Below are 17,819 nucleotides of genomic sequence, written 5' to 3'. Positions count from 1 at the left end.
ATGTCGATGAAACCCCGAATCGCAGTGCTGCCCGGCGACCCGAGCGGCATCGGCCCCGAGATGACGGTGAAGCTGCTGCGCCGCGCGCAGAACCTCGAAGCTGCCGAGCTGCTGCTGATCGCCGATCCGCTGGTGCTTGAAAGCGGCGAACGCATCGCAGGAGGCCCCGCGCTCGACCCCTTGAGACTGGAAAGCCTGGACGCGCTGCGCTTCGAGCCCGGCCGCCCCAGCCTGCTGGTGCAGAACACCATGGGCGGCAAGCCGCCGGTGCTGGGCGAGTCGAATGCGCATTCGGGCAAGGCCTCTTTCGAGGCCATGCAACTGGCCACCGAAGCCGTGCGCCGCGGTGCGGTCGACGGCATCGTCTTCGCGCCGCTCAACAAGCATTCGCTGCGCCTGGGCGGCCTCGCGCACGAGGACGAGCTGCGCTACATGCAGGAGCGCTTCGATGTGCCGGGCTTCGTCTGCGAGTTCAACATCACCGGCAGCCTGTGGACTTCGCGCGTGACCTCGCACGTGCCGCTGAAAGACGTCGCGGCCCTCATCACCGGGCAGGCCGTGCAGGACGCCGTGCACATCATCTGCGGCGCGCTCGTCAGTGCCGGCGTGCCCGCGCCGCGCATCGCGGTCTCGGGCCTCAATCCGCATGCCGGCGACGGCGGCTCCATCGGCCGCGAGGAGATCGAGATCATCGAGCCGGCCGTGCGCGCGCTGAAGGCGCAGGGCATCGACGCGCGCGGCCCCTATTCGCCCGACACCGTCTTCATCGGCGCGCGCCGCGGCGACTTCGACGCCGTCGTCTCGATGTACCACGACCAGGGCCAGATCGCGATGAAGCTCATGGGCTTCGAACAGGGCGTGACGCTGCACGGCGGGCTGCCGGTGCCGGTGGCGACCTCGGCGAGCGGCAGCGCCTTCGACATCGCGGGCAAGGGCGTGGCGAACATCGAAGGCTTGCAAAAAGCCTTCGAGCTCTGCGTCCGAATGGCCGGCAGGGCAGGGTAAGTAAAGGCTGAGCGCGCGGAACTCAATGCGAGGCCGAGAGTGCCTCTGAAAGACTGCGCAACAGTGATGCGCCATCTCCCTGCCATGCGCTGCCGTGCATGCATGCGAGCGTGCGGGGCTCCTGCTTCGCGAGCCCGGCCAGCAATGCGGCCGTCTGCGGTGCATGCGCGTAATAGTCCATCTGGCGTCGAAACGCCTCGCTGGGGCCAAGGATGTCGCTATCGACCAGCGCCCGCTCACTGTTGCCCGGCTGCGTGAGGAGGTCGCCGCAGAAGAAGGTACGCGTGTGCGTATCCATCATCAGCCCGCACTCCCAGCCGTGCGGAAGATGAGGCGTGTCGAACCAGCGCATCGTGTGGGTGCCGAGCGCGAGTTCTTCGCCATCGGCGAGCGCGCGCGGCGGGCGGTCGGCCATGTCGCCTATCGAGACCATAGCCGCGATGCTGCTGCACAGGGGCACGGCCTGCGGCGCTGCGGCCAGAAACAGGTTCAGCGCACCGCACTCGTCCGCCTCGACATGGGACAGCCCGATGTAGCGCAGGCGCTCGACCGGCATCACGCTTGCGATGGCTTCGCTCACCAGCGGGAAAAGCTGGCGCAGGCCGGAGTGGAACAGCAGCGGCTGGTCGTCGACCACCAGGTATTGGTTGAAGCTGAACAGGTTGCCGTCGGGCAGCGGCACCGGCGTGTTGATGCGGAAGATGCCCGAGGCGATTTCCTGCACGTTGGTGCCGGCCTGCGGATTCGTGATCATGCGCGTCTCCTGTGGGTTGTGGGCTGCAACTCGACGGGCAGGATGCGGCCTCTAGCTGCCATCAGACTTTGCACGCGCAACGACCGCTTCGCCCACCTGTCGTCCGATCTCCCAGCCGGACGTGATGTCGCTGCGGAAATGGATCCCCGCCCATAGGCGCGATTCTCCGAATTCCTGTACCCAGCCGTCGTACCGCGCGCGCTCGCGCGGAAACAGGTAGGTCAGAACGACAGTCGGTGCCTTGACGAGCGTAGCCGCATTGGACGGATAGGTCGGAAATGGCGGGGTCGGAATCACTGTGGCTATCGCCGGGTCAAACTGATTCGGACGCGCTGTCCAGTAGTGGAACTTGGCGTCCTGCGAGGCGATCCAGCCCTCGTAGTGCGCGACGTGCACCAGCGTGTACGCACGCGCGGCACGTGGTGCACTCGCGTGCGTTCCATCCTCTGCCAGCCGGCGCCCCACCTCTTCGCTCAATCGAAACGCGACGCCCGGCTGCCCCAACTGTCCGAACTGCCAATAGCTCACCTTGCTGTTCGTGAACGGCGTGCGCTTGAATCCCTTGACTTCGGCAAGCTCCGCGGCGCGTTCAGGCGAGTCGTGCGCTGGAGGCGGCCCAGGGCGAAACTGGCTCGGAGAGTTGAGAACGAAGAGCTTCCAACCCACTTCGTCGACACCCACGGGATTGGCTCCCTTCCACAGACCTGGACCAGCGGGTACGGGGCCAGCCCATTTGCCGCCATCGAGCTTCATTCGCTCGATGACGCGTGCGGCGACGGCACGCCCGAGCTCCAGTCCCGCCTTGGTATCACTCGGAAAAGCCGCCCCCGCCATGACGCGTGAGCGAGCAGCCTCCTCTGCCGCGCTGGTAATACGCTGCGCTTCTTTCGGATAGATGTGCGCAAGAACTGCGGCAGCGGCACCTGCGGCCACGGAGTGCTCGCACGGATACGAAGGATTGCGGGGCGTGGCCACGGAAGCTGGAAACAGTCTGTCGATCTCGCCAGGACGTTGACGGTTGTATGTGTACTTGGTGTCCCAAGCCGCGATCATCGCGTCATTGATCGCGATGTTCATCATTGCAAACGCCCGCTGCACGGCTCCACCCGGGATTGGATTGGCCCCCGAGACGTCGATCAGCATTTCGTTCCATCGATGAGACGGCGACCAGAAGTCCCAGTACCGAATCCGCTCCTGGGCCGCGGAGTCCCGCTGCGCTGCAAATGTCCGCAGCTGCTCCAGCTCGGCGGCAGTTGCGGCAGCGTTCGGCGGAGGCTGCAGTCGGAGTTCCTGTCCGGAGGTCAATACCCACGTACGCCACGCGCCGGCACCTCGGTCGGCGAGCGGACCGGATGACTTGTCTGGCGGTGGGACGCTGGTTGCGCAAGCCGTCGCAAGCGCAAGCAACAAAGCAGAAACAGCGAACCTGGTACGCATGGGAGTCTCCTGTGCGAACAACGATCAGGTGAGTCGGACCCGCCGCGTGACTTGCCCGTTGCTTTCCCAGTAGGTGCGTTTCTTGGCGATGCGGGGATCCTCCATCGCTGGTTGGACATTCCCCTGGGTATCGACAGCACGTGAAGTGATGGCGTGTTCTCCTGGCGTCGCATTCGCCCACTCCAGGGACCAGAGCTTCCACGCAAAATCGGCTTGCTCACTCCGGTCCATGGTTGCTGCGACCCAGGGTCCCGCGTCGATCTGCACCTCCACGCGCGCTACGGATGGCCCCCACGCTGCACCGACGATGCGGTATTTGCCGTTTCTGCCGGTGACCTTGGCCGGTACAGACTTGAGCAGGGCCCGACCCACGGACGTTTCCGTCCAGACGGTTTCCTGATTGCGCTGCTCTTCGCGGATCGTCACGTAGTCACGCGCCATGAAGCGGCCCATGAAGCGGGTGTCCCATATCTCGATGCGCTTCAGCCGTTTGACGTTCGCAATGCCATACCAGCCCGGAGCGATAAGCCGCACGGGGAACCCGTGGGGCTGCGGAAGCGCTGCGCCGTTCATCTCATAGCAGAGCAGGTTGTTCGGGTTCATCGCATCGACCAGCGACATGCTGCGGGCAAAGTGCTGCGGCATCTTGGCCTGGCGGACTTCCTCCTCACCCGCGTCGCTCCCAACGAAGACGACTTCCATCCCTCGATTCAGCACCCCGGCTTCCTTGAGCAGTGGGGCGAGCGGCGTCCCCGCCCACCTGGCGGTGCCAATTCCGCTGATGAACCACGGGAACCCATGATTCCCGGAGCATTCGAGTGTGAAGACGACCTCTTTCCGAGGTCGGGCCTTGAGCGCGGGGAGCGTCAAGGTCTTGGGCTGCTTGACGAGCCCGGTGATCTCGAGGGCCCACGCCTTCTCGTCGATGACCGGCTTGTTGTAGTGCGCCACACGAAAGAACTTGTCGTTGGGCGTCAAAAAGGAACTCAGCTCTTCCCACTGGGGCAGATTCTCGACGACACCGCCACTCGGGTTCGGTGGCGGTTGATCCAGCCAGGGAATGACCTCCTCGCCCGGCCGGGCCGGGAAGGCCTGGGCAAGCAAGTGGGAGTGCAGCAGCGCCAGACCGGCGAGCGCCGCACCGCCTTGCCGCATCAACTGTCGTCGTGCCATGTCTTTTGCATCCATTGCAGGTCTCCTTGATATAGAAGTGGAACCTGCATCGAACTTGATCTGGACTTCGTTGAGCATGGCAACTCCTTGGATCCGGGACTCGCGGCGCGAACCACCACGACTTCGAATCATCGGCGGCGCTTCATGGAAATGCAAGAAACCGGAAGGCCTGGTCGACGAATGGTCCAAGCCTTGCGCACCACCCGGTGGCGCGCGTGATGTCAGGGCTTCTTGCTGAGCTCCATCACCATGCGGGTGAGCAGGTAGAAGCGCGGCACCACGCTCTCGACCTCGGCATATTCGTCCGGCGTATGAATGCCACCGCCGACGATCCCGAAGCCATCGAGCGTGGGAACGCCGACATCGGCGGCCAGGCTCGCGTCGGCGGCGCCGCCCGAGCCTTCGATGGTGAGCTTCTTGCCGATTTCGGCGTAAATCGATTCGGCCGTCTTGACCAGTGCGTCGGACTGCGGCGTGCGCGGCATCGGCGGCAGGCCGCGCGACAGCATCGTCTTGACCTGCGTGTCGGCGATCAGCCTGCTTTGCGAGACGCGGGCCAGGTCGCGCTCGATGCGATCGAACTCTTCGCGCGTCACCGCCCGCACGTCGCCCCTGGCAGATGCGTTCTCGGGGATCACGTTGGTGGCGCCGTTGGCTGTCAGCACGGTGAAGTTGATCGTGGTGAGCTTTTCCGCATCGCCCAGCTTGCCGAGCTGCAAGACCTGATGGGCCACCTCCATGGCAGCGTTGCGACCTGCGTCCGGCGCCACGCCGGCATGGGCCGCACGCCCCTTGACCTCCACCGTGGCCGTGGCGCTGCCCTTGCGCCACACCACCAGGCCGTCCGCCGGGCGGCCGGGCTCCAGGTTAAGGGTGACATCGTGTTCCCTGGCTACGCGGCGGATCAGCGCCGTGGTGTCGAGCGAACCCACCTCTTCGTTGGTGTCGATCAGGAAGGTGATGCGGCCGTAGTCCTTGAAGTTCATCGCTTTCAGGATCTTGATCGCGTACAGCCCCGCGACCACGCCGCCCTTGTTGTCCATCACGCCGGGGCCGTAGGCGCGGCCGTCCTTGATGTAGAAGGGCTTGGCCTTCGCCGTGCCGTCGGCGAACACCGTGTCAATGTGCGCCATCAGCAGGATCTTGCGGGTTCCGGTGCCCTCGAAGGTCGCGACGACGTTGGTTCCGGGATGCGGCGTAGCCGGAAAGGTCTCGATCTTTCCGCCGAGCTTTTGCAACTCTTCGACCACCACACCCCGCACCTTCTCGAGGCCTGCGGTGTTGGCCGAGCCGGAGTCGATGTTGACCAGGCGTTCAAGCAGCAACAGCGCTTCGTCCTTGTAGCCTGCAGATCGGTCGAGAACTTCCTTGTGGGGCTGGGCATGAAGCGTGGACACCAGCATTGCCGCGCCGAGCCCCAACAAGAAACGAGGCAGCCAACGTGCCGCAGGCGCACAGGTGGTCGATGCGAATGTCATCGGGAAATCCTTCGTTGAACAGAGACGCGGGAGTCTAGGCCAGGTTTTCTCCGAGACCAGCCGTCTGCGCTATGCGGTCCGATCTTTCACAGCCCTGACCGCTCGGCGATAGATCAAGACCATGGAAACCAGACCAAAAAAAGACGCCATGGTCGAGGCCAGCGCGATCGCAAACAGTACCCCTGGCACTGCATCGTCCGTGGCAAGGAGCGCGAGAACCAGGCAGGCTGCCCACAGTGCACCCCAGCGCAGGATGTAGATGTCCATGTACGTTTTCAGCCAGACGTAGTTCCGGCTCCTGATCGCCGCACGCTCAGGCGCACTTGCATGGGCCGGAGTCGGCTCCAAAGCGGAAGTCGGCGACCAGAACCGGATCCAGACAGAGCCGGCATCGGCGTTTTCCTTGGAGGGTGTCATCAGGCCTCCAGCCTAACCCTTCTCGCAAACCCTCTGCGCGCGAAGCAGGTCGAAGACGGCAACGAGGAAACGTTCTACGTCGAGTACGGCTCAACCACGGAATCAGGCGGGAGGCCATCGGTAGCCCACCAGGTTCTCCTTGGGCCTGGACGTGATCCGAACGGCATTTCCGACGTTGCCGCCCAGGCAAAGAATGTAGGTCGCGGTTTGGCCCAGGTAGAGGCACGAATAGGCCTGCCCGCGCGACGGGGACGCATCACTTTCCGGGCGCTTGAAGATCGCCACGGCGCCTTGCTTGGGTTCCTTCAGCTCGCTCCCCCACGTCAGCCACGCGATATTGCGACCATCATCCACGCCGGGAACGCCCGACGCTTTCATCACCCAGTTGAGGAAGAGCGCGCTCCAAGGAAGCATCGTGTCGTCAGTGACATTCTTGAGATGAGGTGAGGAATGGATGTATTCAAGAATGCGTGGATTGGACTCGGGCCCTGGGATCTCTGACTGGCCCAGTTCGGCCAAGGCAAGCTTCAACCAGGGCGGTGCCGGTATCGCCGCGGTCCCGACCGACAACGGCGCTTCGATCTCCTTCGCCGCGCTCTTCAGATTCGCCGAATCCTTCTTCACCTCTTCGCTGGCCGCGCCTCCGGACTTTGCAGCAGCGGTCTTGGCCATGGCGTCTGCAATGGCGACCAGCGTCTCGGCAGTCACCTTGATTTCAGTGCCCGGCGTCGGCTGCGGCTTGCCTCGAAACCAGCCGGAGGCCGTGGTCCAGATCGTGTCGACGTTCTTGACGAACGCGGCCGTTCCAGCGACGACGGTCACGACGATGGCGATCCAGGATGCCAGCTTCTTGAAGCTCAGACGGCGTTGTGAATCCGAGCCATCGGTCAGCACAGCGGTCGATAGCGAGTCCTTGTCACTGGTTCCCATCGCACCTCCTCGGAGTTGCCCGAGATTTTGCCGCAGCGGGCTGATCACTCGTACATCCCTTTGGCTAGATCGACAGACATAGTCCTTCAGGCCGCTTCGTCAGATTCTGCGTGAGAGGCAGAATTTGCCGCGAGCCAGTCCCCGTCACTCGCGAAAGGGCATCCCATGCTCACCGACCTTCAACTCGCGCAGATCATGCTCCACGCTTCGCAGAAGAAGCGCCTCCTGTACGTCGACCCCCTGAACGCGGCGATGGAGGAATTCGAGATCAATAATCTGCGACGAACATCCGCATTCATCGCGCAGCTGGCGCACGAGTCGGGCGAGTTCAACTTCATGGAGGAGATCTGGGGGCCGACGCCGGCGCAGAAGCGTTACGAGCCGCCGAGCGACCTGGCACGGACGCTCGGCAACACGCAGCCCGGTGATGGCAAGCGCTTCAAGGGCCGCGGCCCGATTCAGTTGACTGGCCGTGCCAACTACCAGAAGTTCGGCGATCTGCTCGGGGTCGACCTCGTCGGCCAGCCCGAGCTGGCCGCCGCGCCGGAGCTGGCGTTCAAGACGGCGGGGCTGTACTGGAAGCGCAAAGGGCTCAACGAGCTCGCCGATGCGGACAACTTCACCGAGATCACGCGCAGGATCAACGGCGGCCAGAACGGCGCGGCTGAAAGGGTTCGCTTCTACGAGCGGGCCAAGCTGGTGCTGGCCCCCTCCTTTCCGGCCGCGAGCGCCAGACATGCCAAGGCAAAGACCGCGAAGACGTTCGCGGAGCCGGCCGATGCACTGATGCGCGGCGCTGAGTCAATCCAGCTGGAGCCGCCGCCGCCAGCCTTTGTGCCGCCGCCTTCCGAATCGCTCGCAGTGCGGCCGGACACGCTCGACTTCCGCGACCTGATGTACACGCCCACACTCATCGAGGTGCCGACCCACATTCCGCTGGGCGAGTACCTGGAGCACAAGGTGCCGATCCTGAACCAGGGCAGCGAAGGCGCGTGCACCGGCTTCGGCCTGGCGACCGTCGCGAACTATCTGCTCCAGCGCAGGCGGGTGGTGCCTGACAGCGTTCCCGTCAGCCCGCGCATGCTGTACGACCTGGCGCGCCGCTACGACGAGTGGCCCGGCGAGAACTACAGCGGCTCGAGCGCGCGCGGCGCGATGAAGGGCTGGCACAAGCACGGCATTTGCTCCGAGGAGCTATATCCCTACCAGCCCGGCAAGGTCGACCGCCGGGGCATGACCGAGCAGCGCGTGGCAGACGGCGTCCGCCGGCCGCTGGGCGCCTATTTCCGCGTCAACCACAAAGACCTGGTCGCCATGCACGCGGCCATCGCCGAGGTCGGCGTGCTCTATGCGACGGCCACGGTCCACGAGGGATGGGGCAGCGTAGGGGCCGACGGCCTGATCGTGCAGTCGGAGGTGATCACCGGCGGCCATGCCTTCGCCGTCGTGGCCTATGACGATCAAGGTTTTTGGCTGCAGAACTCCTGGGGTCCGACATGGGGCCTGCGCGGCTTTGCGCGGATCACCTATGACGATTGGATCGCCAACGGCACCGATGTGTGGGTGGCCCGCCTGGGGGCGCCGGTGACGCTGCGCGCGAAGCAATCGGCCGCCGCCACGCATTCGGCCACCGCCAACCAGAGCGTGGCCTATTCCTTCGCAGACCTGCGGCCTCATATCGTGAGCGTCGGCAATGACGGGGAGCTGAAGGCGGGCGGCGACTACGGCTCGACGCCCGACGAGCTCAGTCACATCTTCGAGCAGGACATCCCGGCGGCGACCCATGGTTGGAAGAAGCTGCGGGTCCTTCTGTATGCCCATGGCGGGCTGGTGAGCGAACAGGCCGCGGTGCAGCGCCTCGCGGAATACCGACCGGAGCTGTTGAAGGCTGAGGTCTACCCGCTGGCCTTCATCTGGCGCACCGACTACTGGACCACCTTCTCGAACATCCTCAAGGACGCGGTGAGCCGTCGACGGCCAGAAGGCGCGCTGGACGCCACCAAGGACTTCATGCTGGATCGGCTCGACGACGCGCTGGAGCCGCTCGCCCGCGTCTTGAGCGGCAAGGCCGCCTGGAGCGAGATGAAGGAGAACGCCTTGCGCGCCGCCAGCCAGGGCTGTGCCTCGACCTTGGTCGTCGATCACCTGAAGAAGCTGGCGAAAAAGGCCGAGAAGAACGGCCAGGCCCTCGAGATCCATCTCGTGGGCCACAGCGCGGGCTCGATCCTGCACGCGCCGATCGTCAAGCTCCTGGCTGCGCGCGGCCTGCCGATCGAGACCTGCACCCTGTGGGCGCCGGCCTGCACGGTCGAACTCTTCAAGGAGTTCTACGTGCCGGCGATGGAATCAAAGGCGCTCCGCAAGCTGACGGTGTATGCGCTCAAGGACAAGACCGAGCGTGATGACGACTGCGCCAAGATCTACAACAAGTCCTTGCTCTACCTGGTCTCGAATGCCTTCGAGGGCCAGGCGCGCATCCCGTTCTTTCGCGATGGCGTGTCGATCCTCGGGATGGAGAAAGCCTTTGATCCTGCCTTGCGCAAGATCTTCAATGCCCACGGCGCCGAACTCGTGCTCACGCCCAACACCGAGCCCGACGATTCGCTGAGCGCATCGGAGGCCATGCACCACGGCGACTTCGACGACGACAAGAAGACAGTCATGTCGACCTTCAGGCGCATTGCGGCAGGTGCCGGCAAGGCGCAGGCGAAGCTCGCGGTGAAGCTCCCGGACATGGCGATCCCGATTCGCAGCGCCAAGCCGATGTTCCCGCACACCGAATCGTCGCTGCGCGATCGGCGCATGCAGATTGACCAGCGCACTCGGGAGAGGGTGTAGCGACGTACGCGAGGTGCCCGACGGTTGGCGAGGGCAGGCCACTTCGGCGCTTGCGACTCGCACCGGGGCCGCCGCCTTCGGCCTCCCCAGCCGGGAGGAGGCGATGCAACGCTGCTGCGCGTACAACCGGCGCATCGAGCCCACCTCAGGAGATAGGCCATGGCCACCACCAACTCCATCGATGGCGACATCGTGAAGCGAGCGATCGTGCAGATCAAGGAGGAGATCAAGCGCAAGCGCGAGCGCATCCGGACGATGCCGGCACTGATCCAGAAGCTCAGGGGCGAACTCGCGACGCTCGAGAGCGAACTCGAAACCGATCTTGCCCAGCTCAGGGCCTTCGAGGAGCAGTCCACGGCGACCGGCGGGCATATCTCGGTCGACGCGGCACCGCCATCGCAAGGAGCGCGCTGGTTGTGGGGCCTCCTGCCCGACCTCAGGCGCCCGACGCTCCCGCACGCGCCCACTGCACTGCCGCCACCGTGAACGAGAGCGCAGCCAGCACCCCCATCACCGTGCGCAGGTGGTTCCACCGAACCCAGGGCCCCACATAAGCCGGCCACTGCACCGCGGCCACCGCTGCAGACGCCTCGGCCCGCGCCAGCGTGTTGTTCATCGGCACATTGAAGACCATCGTCACCCCGAAGGTCCCGATCAGATAGGCCGCTGCTCCGATGAGCAGCCACCAGGTGGCCGCATCGTTCGCATGCAGCAGCGCCCGCAGCACCAGCACCCCGCACAGCACCGCGGTGCCGACGAACACGCCGAGAAACACCGGGTTCTGGATCGTCACGTTGATGTTTTGCATCGCGGCCATCCCCTGCTCGGGCGGCAGCTGCGACAGCGCCTTCATCACCGAGGTCGAGAAGGCGAAGAGCAGGCCGGCGATGACGGCCAAGCCGACGGCGGCGAGCACGGTAAGGGGGAGCATGAGTGCGTTCAGGGTTGCCATGTCGTTTGCCTTCTGCAGTGCGTTCCTGGAATTGCAAAGGTCGCTATTGGGCCCTGGCGGTGCGTGAATTTCAATCACGTGTCGTCCCGGCCTCGTGCTCCATCGTCCAGGTTGCGACACCGCGCGCATGTCGCCAATCTCCAAGACCTGCGCTGCGCGCCTGCCCGACACTGGCCACGCCCCTCGAGACTCCCCCATGCATAGCCCTTCCTCCGCAATCCTCGCCCAGGCCAGCGCCATCGACGCGCCGATCGCGCGGCAAGGCTACGTCGACGCCTTTCGCGGCCTCCTGATCGCGCACATGGCGCTGGACCACGCCTCGCTGATGTTCAACGCCGGCCGGGCCGGCGAAGAACTGGCCGCGGCCGCGGCCGCGGCGCCCGTGCCCGGCGACCTGCTGCAGTTCCTGACGCGCTTCACGGGCGTGCCGGTCGCGCCGGCCTTCTTCTTCATGGCCGGCTTCATGGTGGCGCTGACCAGCGCTGCGCGCGAGCAGCGCGGCCTGCCGCATGCCGAGGTGACGCGGCGGCTGATCCTGCGCGGCCTGGTGCTGATCGCGGTGGACGCGCTCGTCATGGGCCTGCCGCGCGCCGCCATGGGCTTCTATTCCTTCGTGGTGCTCAGTTCGATCGGCGCGGCCATCATCATCCTCGCGCTCGTGCGCGACGCGCCGGGCAAGCTGCTGCTGGCGGCGGCGATCGCGGTGCTGGCGCTGCACCCGCTGCTCGACGTGTCGGCGCTGCCGCTGCCCTTGCGGGCGGTGCTCTACGAGCCGGTTCGAAGCGGCGCGTTTCGTTCGCTTTACCCGGTGATCCCCTGGGCCGCGATCTCCGTCGTGGGCTTCGTCGCGGGCCGCGACGCGCTGCACCGCCTGCAGCCGGCGCGGTTCTGGCTGGGGCTGGCCGGCGTCTGCCTGGCGCTGTTTCTCGCGATCCGCCTGGCTGGCGGCTATGGCAATGCCTACGCGTACACGAAGGTCGCCAGCCTGGCGTTCTGGAACTTCGCCAAGTACCCGCCGGACCTGCCCTTCCTCGCCTGGTCTTTCGCCGCGATCTTCGCGGGCCTGGCCGTGCTGTGGTGGGTCACGCGCAGCGGCCTGCCCGTTTGGCTGCGCCCGTTCGTGGTCTTCGGCCGGGTGCCGTTCTTCTTCTACGTCGTCCATTTCTACGTGCTGGGTCTGGCCGCGGCCGTCGTGCACACGAAGTGGGGATTGGCGCAAACCTATCTGATCTGGCTGCTGCTGCTGGCCCTCATGCTTTGGCCCTGCGCCTGGTACTACCGCAAGAAGCGGGAGCGGCCGAACTGGGTCACACGCTACGTCTGACCCTCGCCAGCGCTACTGCCGCGCCGCATCGGCCGTCTGCGCCTCGGCATCCCGAAGCCAGTTGTCGATCAGGGTGTAGGACACCGCCAGCATGACCGGCCCCACGAAGATGCCGACCAGCCCGAAGCCGAGCAGCCCGCCGATGACGCCCGCGAAGATCAGCACCAGCGGCAGGTCGGCGCCGCGCCGGATCAAGAGCGGGCGAAGGAAGTTGTCCATCGTGCCGACGATCACCGTCCACACCAGCAGGAAGATGCCCCAGCCGGTCGATCCGCTCCAGAAGACCCAGATCACCGCCGGCGCCAGCACCAGCGTCGGGCCGACCTGCACGATGCACAGCATGAACATCACGGCCGTGAGCAGGGCCGCGAATGGCACGCCCGCAATCGCAAGACCGATGCCGCCCGCCACCGCCTGGACGAAGGCGGTCACGCCCACCCCCAGCGCCACGCCGCGGATCGCCTTGCCGGCCAGCACCACCGCGTCTTCCCCGCGCTGGCCGCCGAGCTTGAGGCCGAAGCGCCGGACCACCGCCGCCGCCGATTCGCCGCCCGCATACATCATCCCGGCGATGACGACCGTGAGCAGGAACTGCAGGGTCAGCGCACCCACGACGCCGGCCTGCGCGAACAGCCATCCCGTGACCTGCCGGATATAGGGCGTGACCTTCGCCTCCAACCCCGCCACGCCCGATGCCACGAGTTCATTCCAGGCCATGGCGAGCCTCGGCCCGACGATGGGCAGGCGCTCCACCCAGCCGGGCAACTGGGGCGGGCCCCGGCTGATCAGCAACCTGATCCATGCGACGACTTCCTCCGCATTGGCGGCGATGGTCGAGATCGCCAGCGTGAGCGGCAGCACGAACAGCAGCAGCAGGATCAGCACCATCGCGGCCACCGCCAGGCTGCGACGCCTCCACAGCCGCGCCTGGATCCAGAGGAAGGCCGGCCAGGTCGCCACCACGACCATCGCGGCCCAGATCGTCGCGCCCAGGAAGGGGCGGAGGATCCAGAGCGAGGAGCCGATGAGCAGCACCAGGGTCAGGACGCCGAAGGTGGTTTTGGCGAGGTCGGGGCGGGGGTCGGACATGGTGGGGGTTGGGTGAGGGGAAGTGCGCCTATTCTCCTGGCAGCCAAAAAATGGCATGCTGCCTTCCTTCGTTCGCCTGGAGGCAATCCCATGGCTGCTCGTTCCATAGCGTCGCTGTCGCTCGGCTTCGGCTTGGTGTCGATCCCCGTCAAGCTGTATTCGGCGACGGAGAGCTCGGCGACCATCCGCTTCAACCTGCTGTCGAAGGACGGCTCACGCGTGAAGCAGCAATACATCTCCGAGAAGGACCAGACGGTCGTGCCGCGCACCGAAATGGTCAAGGGCTACGAGTTCGAGAAGGACCGCTACGTCATCTTCAAGCCCGAGGAGCTCAAGGCGCTGGAGGAGGGCGGCAGCCACGTGATCGACATCGTGTCCTTCATTCCCGAGCAGGCGGTCGACCCGCTCTACTACGACAAGGCCTACTTCCTCGCGCCCGACAAGCGCGGCGGCAAGCCCTACAACCTGCTGAAGGCCGCCATGCAGCAGAGCGGGCGCTGCGCGCTGGCACGCTGGGCCTGGAAGTCCAAGCAGTACGTGGTGCAGGTGCGCGCCAACGACGACGGCCTGGTGCTGCAGCAGCTGCTCTTTGCCGACGAGGTCCGGTCGATGAAAGACCTGGAGATCGAGCAGCTCCCGCCGCCCTCGGCCGCCGAGCTCAAGCTGGCGCTGCAGCTCATCGAGCAGATCTCCGCCGACGACTACGAGCCCACGCTCTTCGAGGACGAAGAGAAGAAGCGCATCCTGGTCGCGATCGACGCCAAGATCGCCGGCCAGGAAGTGGTGGCGGTCGAGCATCCGGAAGATGCTGCCGCCGGCGCCCAGGTCATCGATCTCACCGAAATGCTGCGCGCGAGCCTCGGGCGCGCCGTCAAGCCCGGCGCGAAGCAGCCCGCACCCGCAGTCGAAAGCAAGGGCGCAAAGCGTGCTCCCCGGGCGGCAAAGGTGGCCGAGGCCGCGCCGCCGGTGCGCGCGCGCATGAAGAAGTGACGAACAGCTCACCGCTCGAAAGCACGCACCCCTACACCTTGCGCGGCGTCCGGCAGATGCTGGGCCTGACCCGGCATGCCGTCTCGAAGCTGATCGAACTCGGCTTCGTCGACCCGTCGCGCGGACCCGGGCGCGCCTTGCGCTTTTCGTTTCGCGACGTCGTGCTGCTGCGCTCGGCGCACGACCTGCGCGTGGCGCGCATTCCCACGCGGCAGATCCTGCGCTCGCTGCGGCGACTGCGCGACACGCTGCCGCCCGAAGTGCCCGTGAGCGGCCTGCGCATCACGGCCGCCGGCGACCGCATCACGGTGCGCGAAGAGAACGCGCAATGGGAGCCCGACACGGGCCAGCTCGTGATGGACTTCAGTGTGGCACCGTCGACCGGCTCGGTGAGCTTCATCTCCCAGCGCGCCGCCGAGCCGGCGACGCCCGAGTCCGACGACCTCGAAGACCTATTCGAAACGGCGGAAGAGCTGGAAGCCTCCGACCCCACCGCCGCCGAAGACACCTACCGCCTCATCCTCGAGCAGGACCCGGCCCACGCCCACGCCTACCTGAACCTCGGCTTCATGCTGTGCGAGGCCGGCCGCAGCCGCGAGGCTGTGGCGCTCTACGACGAGGGCCTCGCGCACTGCCCCGACGACCCGCTGATGCACTACAACCGCGCCGTCGCGCTCGAAGACCTCGGCCGCGTGGCCGCCGCGCTCGCGAGCTACGAGGAATGCCTGCGCCTGCAGCCCGACTTTGCCGACGCGCACCAGAACGCCGGGCTGCTCTATGCACATGCCGGACAGAAGCAGATGGCCATCCGCCACTTCAGCGCATTCCGGCGGCTGCAACCGCGGGTCTAGCCGGCGGCGACCGCGATGGCCCGCGCCGACCCGCTCAAGAAATACAAGGCCAAGCGCAACTTCGCGCTCACGCCGGAACCGGCGGAGGGCGGAGCCGAAAGCACCCACGCGCGACAGTTCGTCGTGCAGAAGCACTGGGCCACGCGCCTGCACTACGACGTGCGGCTCGAGCTCGACGGCGCGATGAAGAGCTGGGCCGTGCCCAAGGGCCCGAGCTACGACCGTCAAGTGAAGCGCATGGCCGTGCACGTCGAGGACCACCCGATCTCGTACAACAGCTTCGAAGGCACCATCCCGCCGAAGCAGTACGGCGCCGGCAAGGTCGTTATCTGGGACAAGGGCACCTGGACGCCGATCGGCGACCCGCACGAGGGCTACCGTGACGGCGACCTCAAATTCGAGCTGCACGGCTACAAGCTGCGCGGCAAGTGGGTGCTGGTGCGCATCAAGAGCAAGGAAGAAAAGCAGAACGCCTGGCTGCTCATCAAGGAACGCGATGCCTACGAGCGCCCTTCGGCCGAGTTCAGCGTCGTCGACGAGTTCCCGGACAGCGTGGCCGACCTGCCGATGCCCAAGCCGGAATCGGCCGCACCCGCGCCCGCACCGGCAAAGAAGCGCGCCGGTGCGCGCGGCATGCCCGCGGGCGCGGTCAAGGCAGAGATCCCGCAGAAGCTGTCGCCGCTGCTGGCCACGCTGGTCGATGCGCCGCCCGGCCGGCCGAGCGAATGGATCTACGAGATCAAGTTCGACGGCTACCGCATGCTGGCGCGCATCGATGCAGTCCAGGGCGTGCGGCTCATCACGCGCAACGGCCACGACTGGAGCAGCCGCCTGCCGCACCTGGTGCAGGCGCTCGCGCGCATGAAGCTCAAGCCCGGCTGGCTCGACGGCGAGATCGTCGTGCTCGCCGAATCCGGCCGGACCGACTTCCAGGCGCTGCAGAACGCCTTCGAGAGCGCCAGGACGCAGGGCATCGAGTTCTTCCTGTTCGACGTGCCGTACTACGACGGCCACGACCTGCGCGGCGTGCCGCTGATCGAGCGGCGCGAGTTCCTGCGCGCGCTGCTCGCCGAGGCGCCGGGCGGCATCCGCCTGAGCGAAGCCTTCGATGCGGCGCCGAAGGACATCATCGCCTCGGCCTGCAAGCTCGGGCTCGAGGGCATCATCGGCAAGCGCAAGCAGAGCAGCTACAGCTCGCGCCGTTCGACGGACTGGATCAAGCTCAAGTGCAGCCAGCGGCAGGAGTTCGTCATCGGCGGCTACACCGACCCGAAGGGCTCGCGCATCGGCATCGGCTCGCTGCTGCTCGGTGTTCACGACGACAAGGGCGATCTGGTGTACGCCGGCAAGGTCGGCACCGGCTTCAACGACCGCTCACTCGCGGACATGTTGACGCGCTTGCAGAAGATCGAGATCGACCAGCGCCCCTTCAAGAACAGGACCGAAGACGAACGCAACGCCCACTGGGTCAAGCCCACGCTGGTGGCGGAGGTCACGTACTCGGAGTGGACCGCCGGCGGCCACATCCGGCATGGGGTGTTCGAGGCGCTGCGCACCGACAAGCCGGCCCGGGCCATCGTGCGCGAGAAGCCCGTGCACCTGGCGGACGCCGATGTCGAGCAACAGCAGCCCATCGCGCACACGCTGCCACCGAAGCTCAAGGTTACCCACCCGGAGCGCGTGATCGACCCGAAGAGCGGCGTGACGAAGATCGAGCTGGTGCGCTTCTACGGCCTCGTCGCGCCGCTGATGATGGAGCACCTCAAGGGCCGGCCGGTGTCGATCGTGCGCGCGCCCACCGGCATCACGGGCGAGCTGTTCTTCCAGAAGCACCTGGACAAGGGCAGCATGGAAGGCATCCGGCAACTCGACCCCGCCATCTGGCCGGGCCATGAACAGATGATCGAAGTCGCGACGCCCGAAGGCTTGCTGTCGGCCGCGCAGATGAACGTCATCGAGTTCCACACCTGGAATGCCGTGAAGACCGCGACCGGCAAACCCGACCGCATGACCTTCGACCTCGACCCGGGCGAGGGCGTCGGCTGGTCGGCGGTGCAGCAAGGCGCCGAGGTCGTGCGCGTGTTCCTCAACGAACTGGGCCTGGAGTCCTTCTGCAAGACCAGCGGCGGCAAGGGCCTGCACGTGGTGGTGCCGCTGCGCAAGCATCACGACTGGGACACGGTGAAGGATTTTTCGGAAGCCATCGTGCGCCACCTGGCCCGCATCCTGCCGAAGATGTTCGTCGCCAAGAGCGGCCCGCGCAACCGCGTGGGCAAGATCTTCATCGACTATTTGCGCAACGGCTTCGGCGCCACGACCGTCTGCGCCTGGTCCGCCCGCGCGCGGCCGGGGCTCGGGGTGTCGGTGCCCGTCGAGTGGGCGGAGGTGCGGCACCTGACGAGCGGGGCGCAATGGACGGTGCGGAACATCCATACGCGGCTGGACAAGGGGAACGAGCCCTGGAAGGACTATGCGAAGTCGGCGCAGGGGATTGGGCCGGCGATGAAGATGCTGGGGTTTCGGGGATGAGGGGCCTTGCTCCCTCTCCCTCCGGGAGAGGGCTGGGGTGAGGGCACGCGGC

Annotated in this window: 15 protein-coding genes; 7 read left to right on the top strand and 8 right to left on the bottom strand. The window is 66.1% G+C overall.

Annotated elements, in window-relative coordinates:
• The first annotated feature begins 6 nt into the window (after positions 1-6).
• Complete coding sequence (locus ACSQ86_RS25655; RefSeq protein ID WP_436309832.1) at positions 7-1,005, top strand: 4-hydroxythreonine-4-phosphate dehydrogenase PdxA; 999 nt, start codon at positions 7-9, stop codon at positions 1,003-1,005.
• A 22-nt stretch (positions 1,006-1,027) separates the two neighbouring features.
• Here the strand turns inward: ACSQ86_RS25655 and ACSQ86_RS25650 are convergent, their stop codons facing one another.
• From ACSQ86_RS25650 to ACSQ86_RS25625, 6 genes are all read right to left on the bottom strand, one after another.
• Positions 1,028-1,759, bottom strand: a complete 732-nt coding sequence (locus ACSQ86_RS25650; protein WP_436309831.1) for an MBL fold metallo-hydrolase — start codon at positions 1,757-1,759, stop codon at positions 1,028-1,030.
• A gap of 51 nt (positions 1,760-1,810) precedes the next feature.
• Positions 1,811-2,902, bottom strand: coding sequence for a phosphatase PAP2 family protein (locus ACSQ86_RS25645; protein ID WP_436309830.1), 1,092 nt, complete (start codon positions 2,900-2,902; stop codon positions 1,811-1,813).
• Between the two features lie 318 nt (positions 2,903-3,220).
• Positions 3,221-4,447 carry a molybdopterin-dependent oxidoreductase gene (locus tag ACSQ86_RS25640; protein ID WP_436309829.1) on the bottom strand — a complete coding sequence of 409 codons (1,227 nt, stop codon included), beginning with the start codon at positions 4,445-4,447 and terminating at the stop codon, positions 3,221-3,223.
• Positions 4,448-4,590: 143 nt separating this feature from the next.
• The gene (locus ACSQ86_RS25635; protein ID WP_436310300.1) at positions 4,591-5,772 is read right to left on the bottom strand and encodes a glutamate carboxypeptidase; all 1,182 of its coding nucleotides are present in this window, start codon (positions 5,770-5,772) and stop codon (positions 4,591-4,593) included.
• A gap of 144 nt (positions 5,773-5,916) precedes the next feature.
• Positions 5,917-6,264 carry a hypothetical protein gene (locus tag ACSQ86_RS25630; protein ID WP_436309828.1) on the bottom strand — a complete coding sequence of 116 codons (348 nt, stop codon included), beginning with the start codon at positions 6,262-6,264 and terminating at the stop codon, positions 5,917-5,919.
• Positions 6,265-6,366: 102 nt separating this feature from the next.
• Positions 6,367-7,194: a TIGR02594 family protein gene (locus ACSQ86_RS25625; RefSeq protein WP_436309827.1), complete on the bottom strand. Its 828-nt coding sequence runs from the start codon at positions 7,192-7,194 to the stop codon at positions 6,367-6,369.
• Between the two features lie 165 nt (positions 7,195-7,359).
• Here ACSQ86_RS25625 and ACSQ86_RS25620 point away from each other — a divergent pair, with 165 nt between their 5' ends.
• Entirely contained in the window at positions 7,360-10,032 is a 2,673-nt protein-coding gene (locus ACSQ86_RS25620) for a C1 family peptidase (protein ID WP_436309826.1), read from the top strand.
• A 159-nt stretch (positions 10,033-10,191) separates the two neighbouring features.
• The gene (locus ACSQ86_RS25615; protein ID WP_436309825.1) at positions 10,192-10,518 is read left to right on the top strand and encodes a hypothetical protein; all 327 of its coding nucleotides are present in this window, start codon (positions 10,192-10,194) and stop codon (positions 10,516-10,518) included.
• Here ACSQ86_RS25615 and ACSQ86_RS25610 read toward each other — a convergent pair.
• Positions 10,469-10,984: a DUF1772 domain-containing protein gene (locus tag ACSQ86_RS25610; RefSeq protein WP_436309824.1), complete on the bottom strand. Its 516-nt coding sequence runs from the start codon at positions 10,982-10,984 to the stop codon at positions 10,469-10,471. The two genes, ACSQ86_RS25615 and ACSQ86_RS25610, sit on opposite strands and share 50 nt — an antisense overlap.
• A gap of 196 nt (positions 10,985-11,180) precedes the next feature.
• Between ACSQ86_RS25610 and ACSQ86_RS25605 the strand changes: the two genes are divergently transcribed.
• On the top strand, positions 11,181-12,308 hold the full coding sequence (locus ACSQ86_RS25605) for a heparan-alpha-glucosaminide N-acetyltransferase domain-containing protein (protein WP_436309823.1): 1,128 nt from the start codon (positions 11,181-11,183) through the stop codon (positions 12,306-12,308).
• A 12-nt stretch (positions 12,309-12,320) separates the two neighbouring features.
• Here ACSQ86_RS25605 and ydiK read toward each other — a convergent pair whose 3' ends face one another.
• Positions 12,321-13,397, bottom strand: a complete 1,077-nt coding sequence (ydiK, locus tag ACSQ86_RS25600) for an AI-2E family transporter YdiK (protein ID WP_436309822.1) — start codon at positions 13,395-13,397, stop codon at positions 12,321-12,323.
• Positions 13,398-13,487: 90 nt separating this feature from the next.
• On the opposite strand from ydiK, the gene ACSQ86_RS25595 reads away from it, so the two are divergent.
• Genes ACSQ86_RS25595 through ligD form a run of 3 tightly spaced genes read left to right on the top strand, consistent with a single transcriptional unit; the run spans position 13,488 to position 17,767 of the window.
• A complete protein-coding gene (locus ACSQ86_RS25595; protein ID WP_436295251.1) occupies positions 13,488-14,387 on the top strand; it encodes a Ku protein in 900 nt (299 codons plus the stop codon).
• On the top strand, positions 14,384-15,238 hold the full coding sequence (locus ACSQ86_RS25590) for a tetratricopeptide repeat protein (protein ID WP_436309821.1): 855 nt from the start codon (positions 14,384-14,386) through the stop codon (positions 15,236-15,238). Before ACSQ86_RS25595 ends, ACSQ86_RS25590 begins: the two co-directional genes overlap by 4 nt.
• Positions 15,239-15,253: 15 nt before the next feature.
• The gene (gene ligD / locus ACSQ86_RS25585) at positions 15,254-17,767 is read left to right on the top strand and encodes a DNA ligase D (protein WP_436309820.1); all 2,514 of its coding nucleotides are present in this window, start codon (positions 15,254-15,256) and stop codon (positions 17,765-17,767) included.
• Positions 17,768-17,819 lie beyond the last annotated feature (52 nt).

The organism is Variovorax sp. LjRoot130 (assembly GCF_964253755.1).
Classification (GTDB): Bacteria; Pseudomonadota; Gammaproteobacteria; order Burkholderiales; family Burkholderiaceae_C; genus Variovorax.
This window is presented reverse-complemented; position numbering and strand designations above follow the sequence as displayed.

Excerpts from the sequence above, each read along its gene's own strand:
- ACSQ86_RS25655 (WP_436309832.1), top strand. The coding sequence starts at position 7 with ATGAAACCCCGAATCGCAGTGCTGCCCGGCGACCCGAGCGGCATCGGC.
- ACSQ86_RS25650 (WP_436309831.1), bottom strand. The coding sequence starts at position 1,759 with ATGATCACGAATCCGCAGGCCGGCACCAACGTGCAGGAAATCGCCTCG.
- ACSQ86_RS25645 (WP_436309830.1), bottom strand. The coding sequence starts at position 2,902 with ATGCTGATCGACGTCTCGGGGGCCAATCCAATCCCGGGTGGAGCCGTG.
- ACSQ86_RS25640 (WP_436309829.1), bottom strand. The coding sequence starts at position 4,447 with ATGCTCAACGAAGTCCAGATCAAGTTCGATGCAGGTTCCACTTCTATA.
- ACSQ86_RS25635 (WP_436310300.1), bottom strand. The coding sequence starts at position 5,772 with ATGCTGGTGTCCACGCTTCATGCCCAGCCCCACAAGGAAGTTCTCGAC.
- ACSQ86_RS25630 (WP_436309828.1), bottom strand. The coding sequence starts at position 6,264 with ATGACACCCTCCAAGGAAAACGCCGATGCCGGCTCTGTCTGGATCCGG.
- ACSQ86_RS25625 (WP_436309827.1), bottom strand. The coding sequence starts at position 7,194 with ATGGGAACCAGTGACAAGGACTCGCTATCGACCGCTGTGCTGACCGAT.
- ACSQ86_RS25620 (WP_436309826.1), top strand. The coding sequence starts at position 7,360 with ATGCTCACCGACCTTCAACTCGCGCAGATCATGCTCCACGCTTCGCAG.
- ACSQ86_RS25615 (WP_436309825.1), top strand. The coding sequence starts at position 10,192 with ATGGCCACCACCAACTCCATCGATGGCGACATCGTGAAGCGAGCGATC.
- ACSQ86_RS25610 (WP_436309824.1), bottom strand. The coding sequence starts at position 10,984 with ATGGCAACCCTGAACGCACTCATGCTCCCCCTTACCGTGCTCGCCGCC.
- ACSQ86_RS25605 (WP_436309823.1), top strand. The coding sequence starts at position 11,181 with ATGCATAGCCCTTCCTCCGCAATCCTCGCCCAGGCCAGCGCCATCGAC.
- ydiK (WP_436309822.1), bottom strand. The coding sequence starts at position 13,397 with ATGTCCGACCCCCGCCCCGACCTCGCCAAAACCACCTTCGGCGTCCTG.
- ACSQ86_RS25595 (WP_436295251.1), top strand. The coding sequence starts at position 13,488 with ATGGCTGCTCGTTCCATAGCGTCGCTGTCGCTCGGCTTCGGCTTGGTG.
- ligD (WP_436309820.1), top strand. The coding sequence starts at position 15,254 with ATGGCCCGCGCCGACCCGCTCAAGAAATACAAGGCCAAGCGCAACTTC.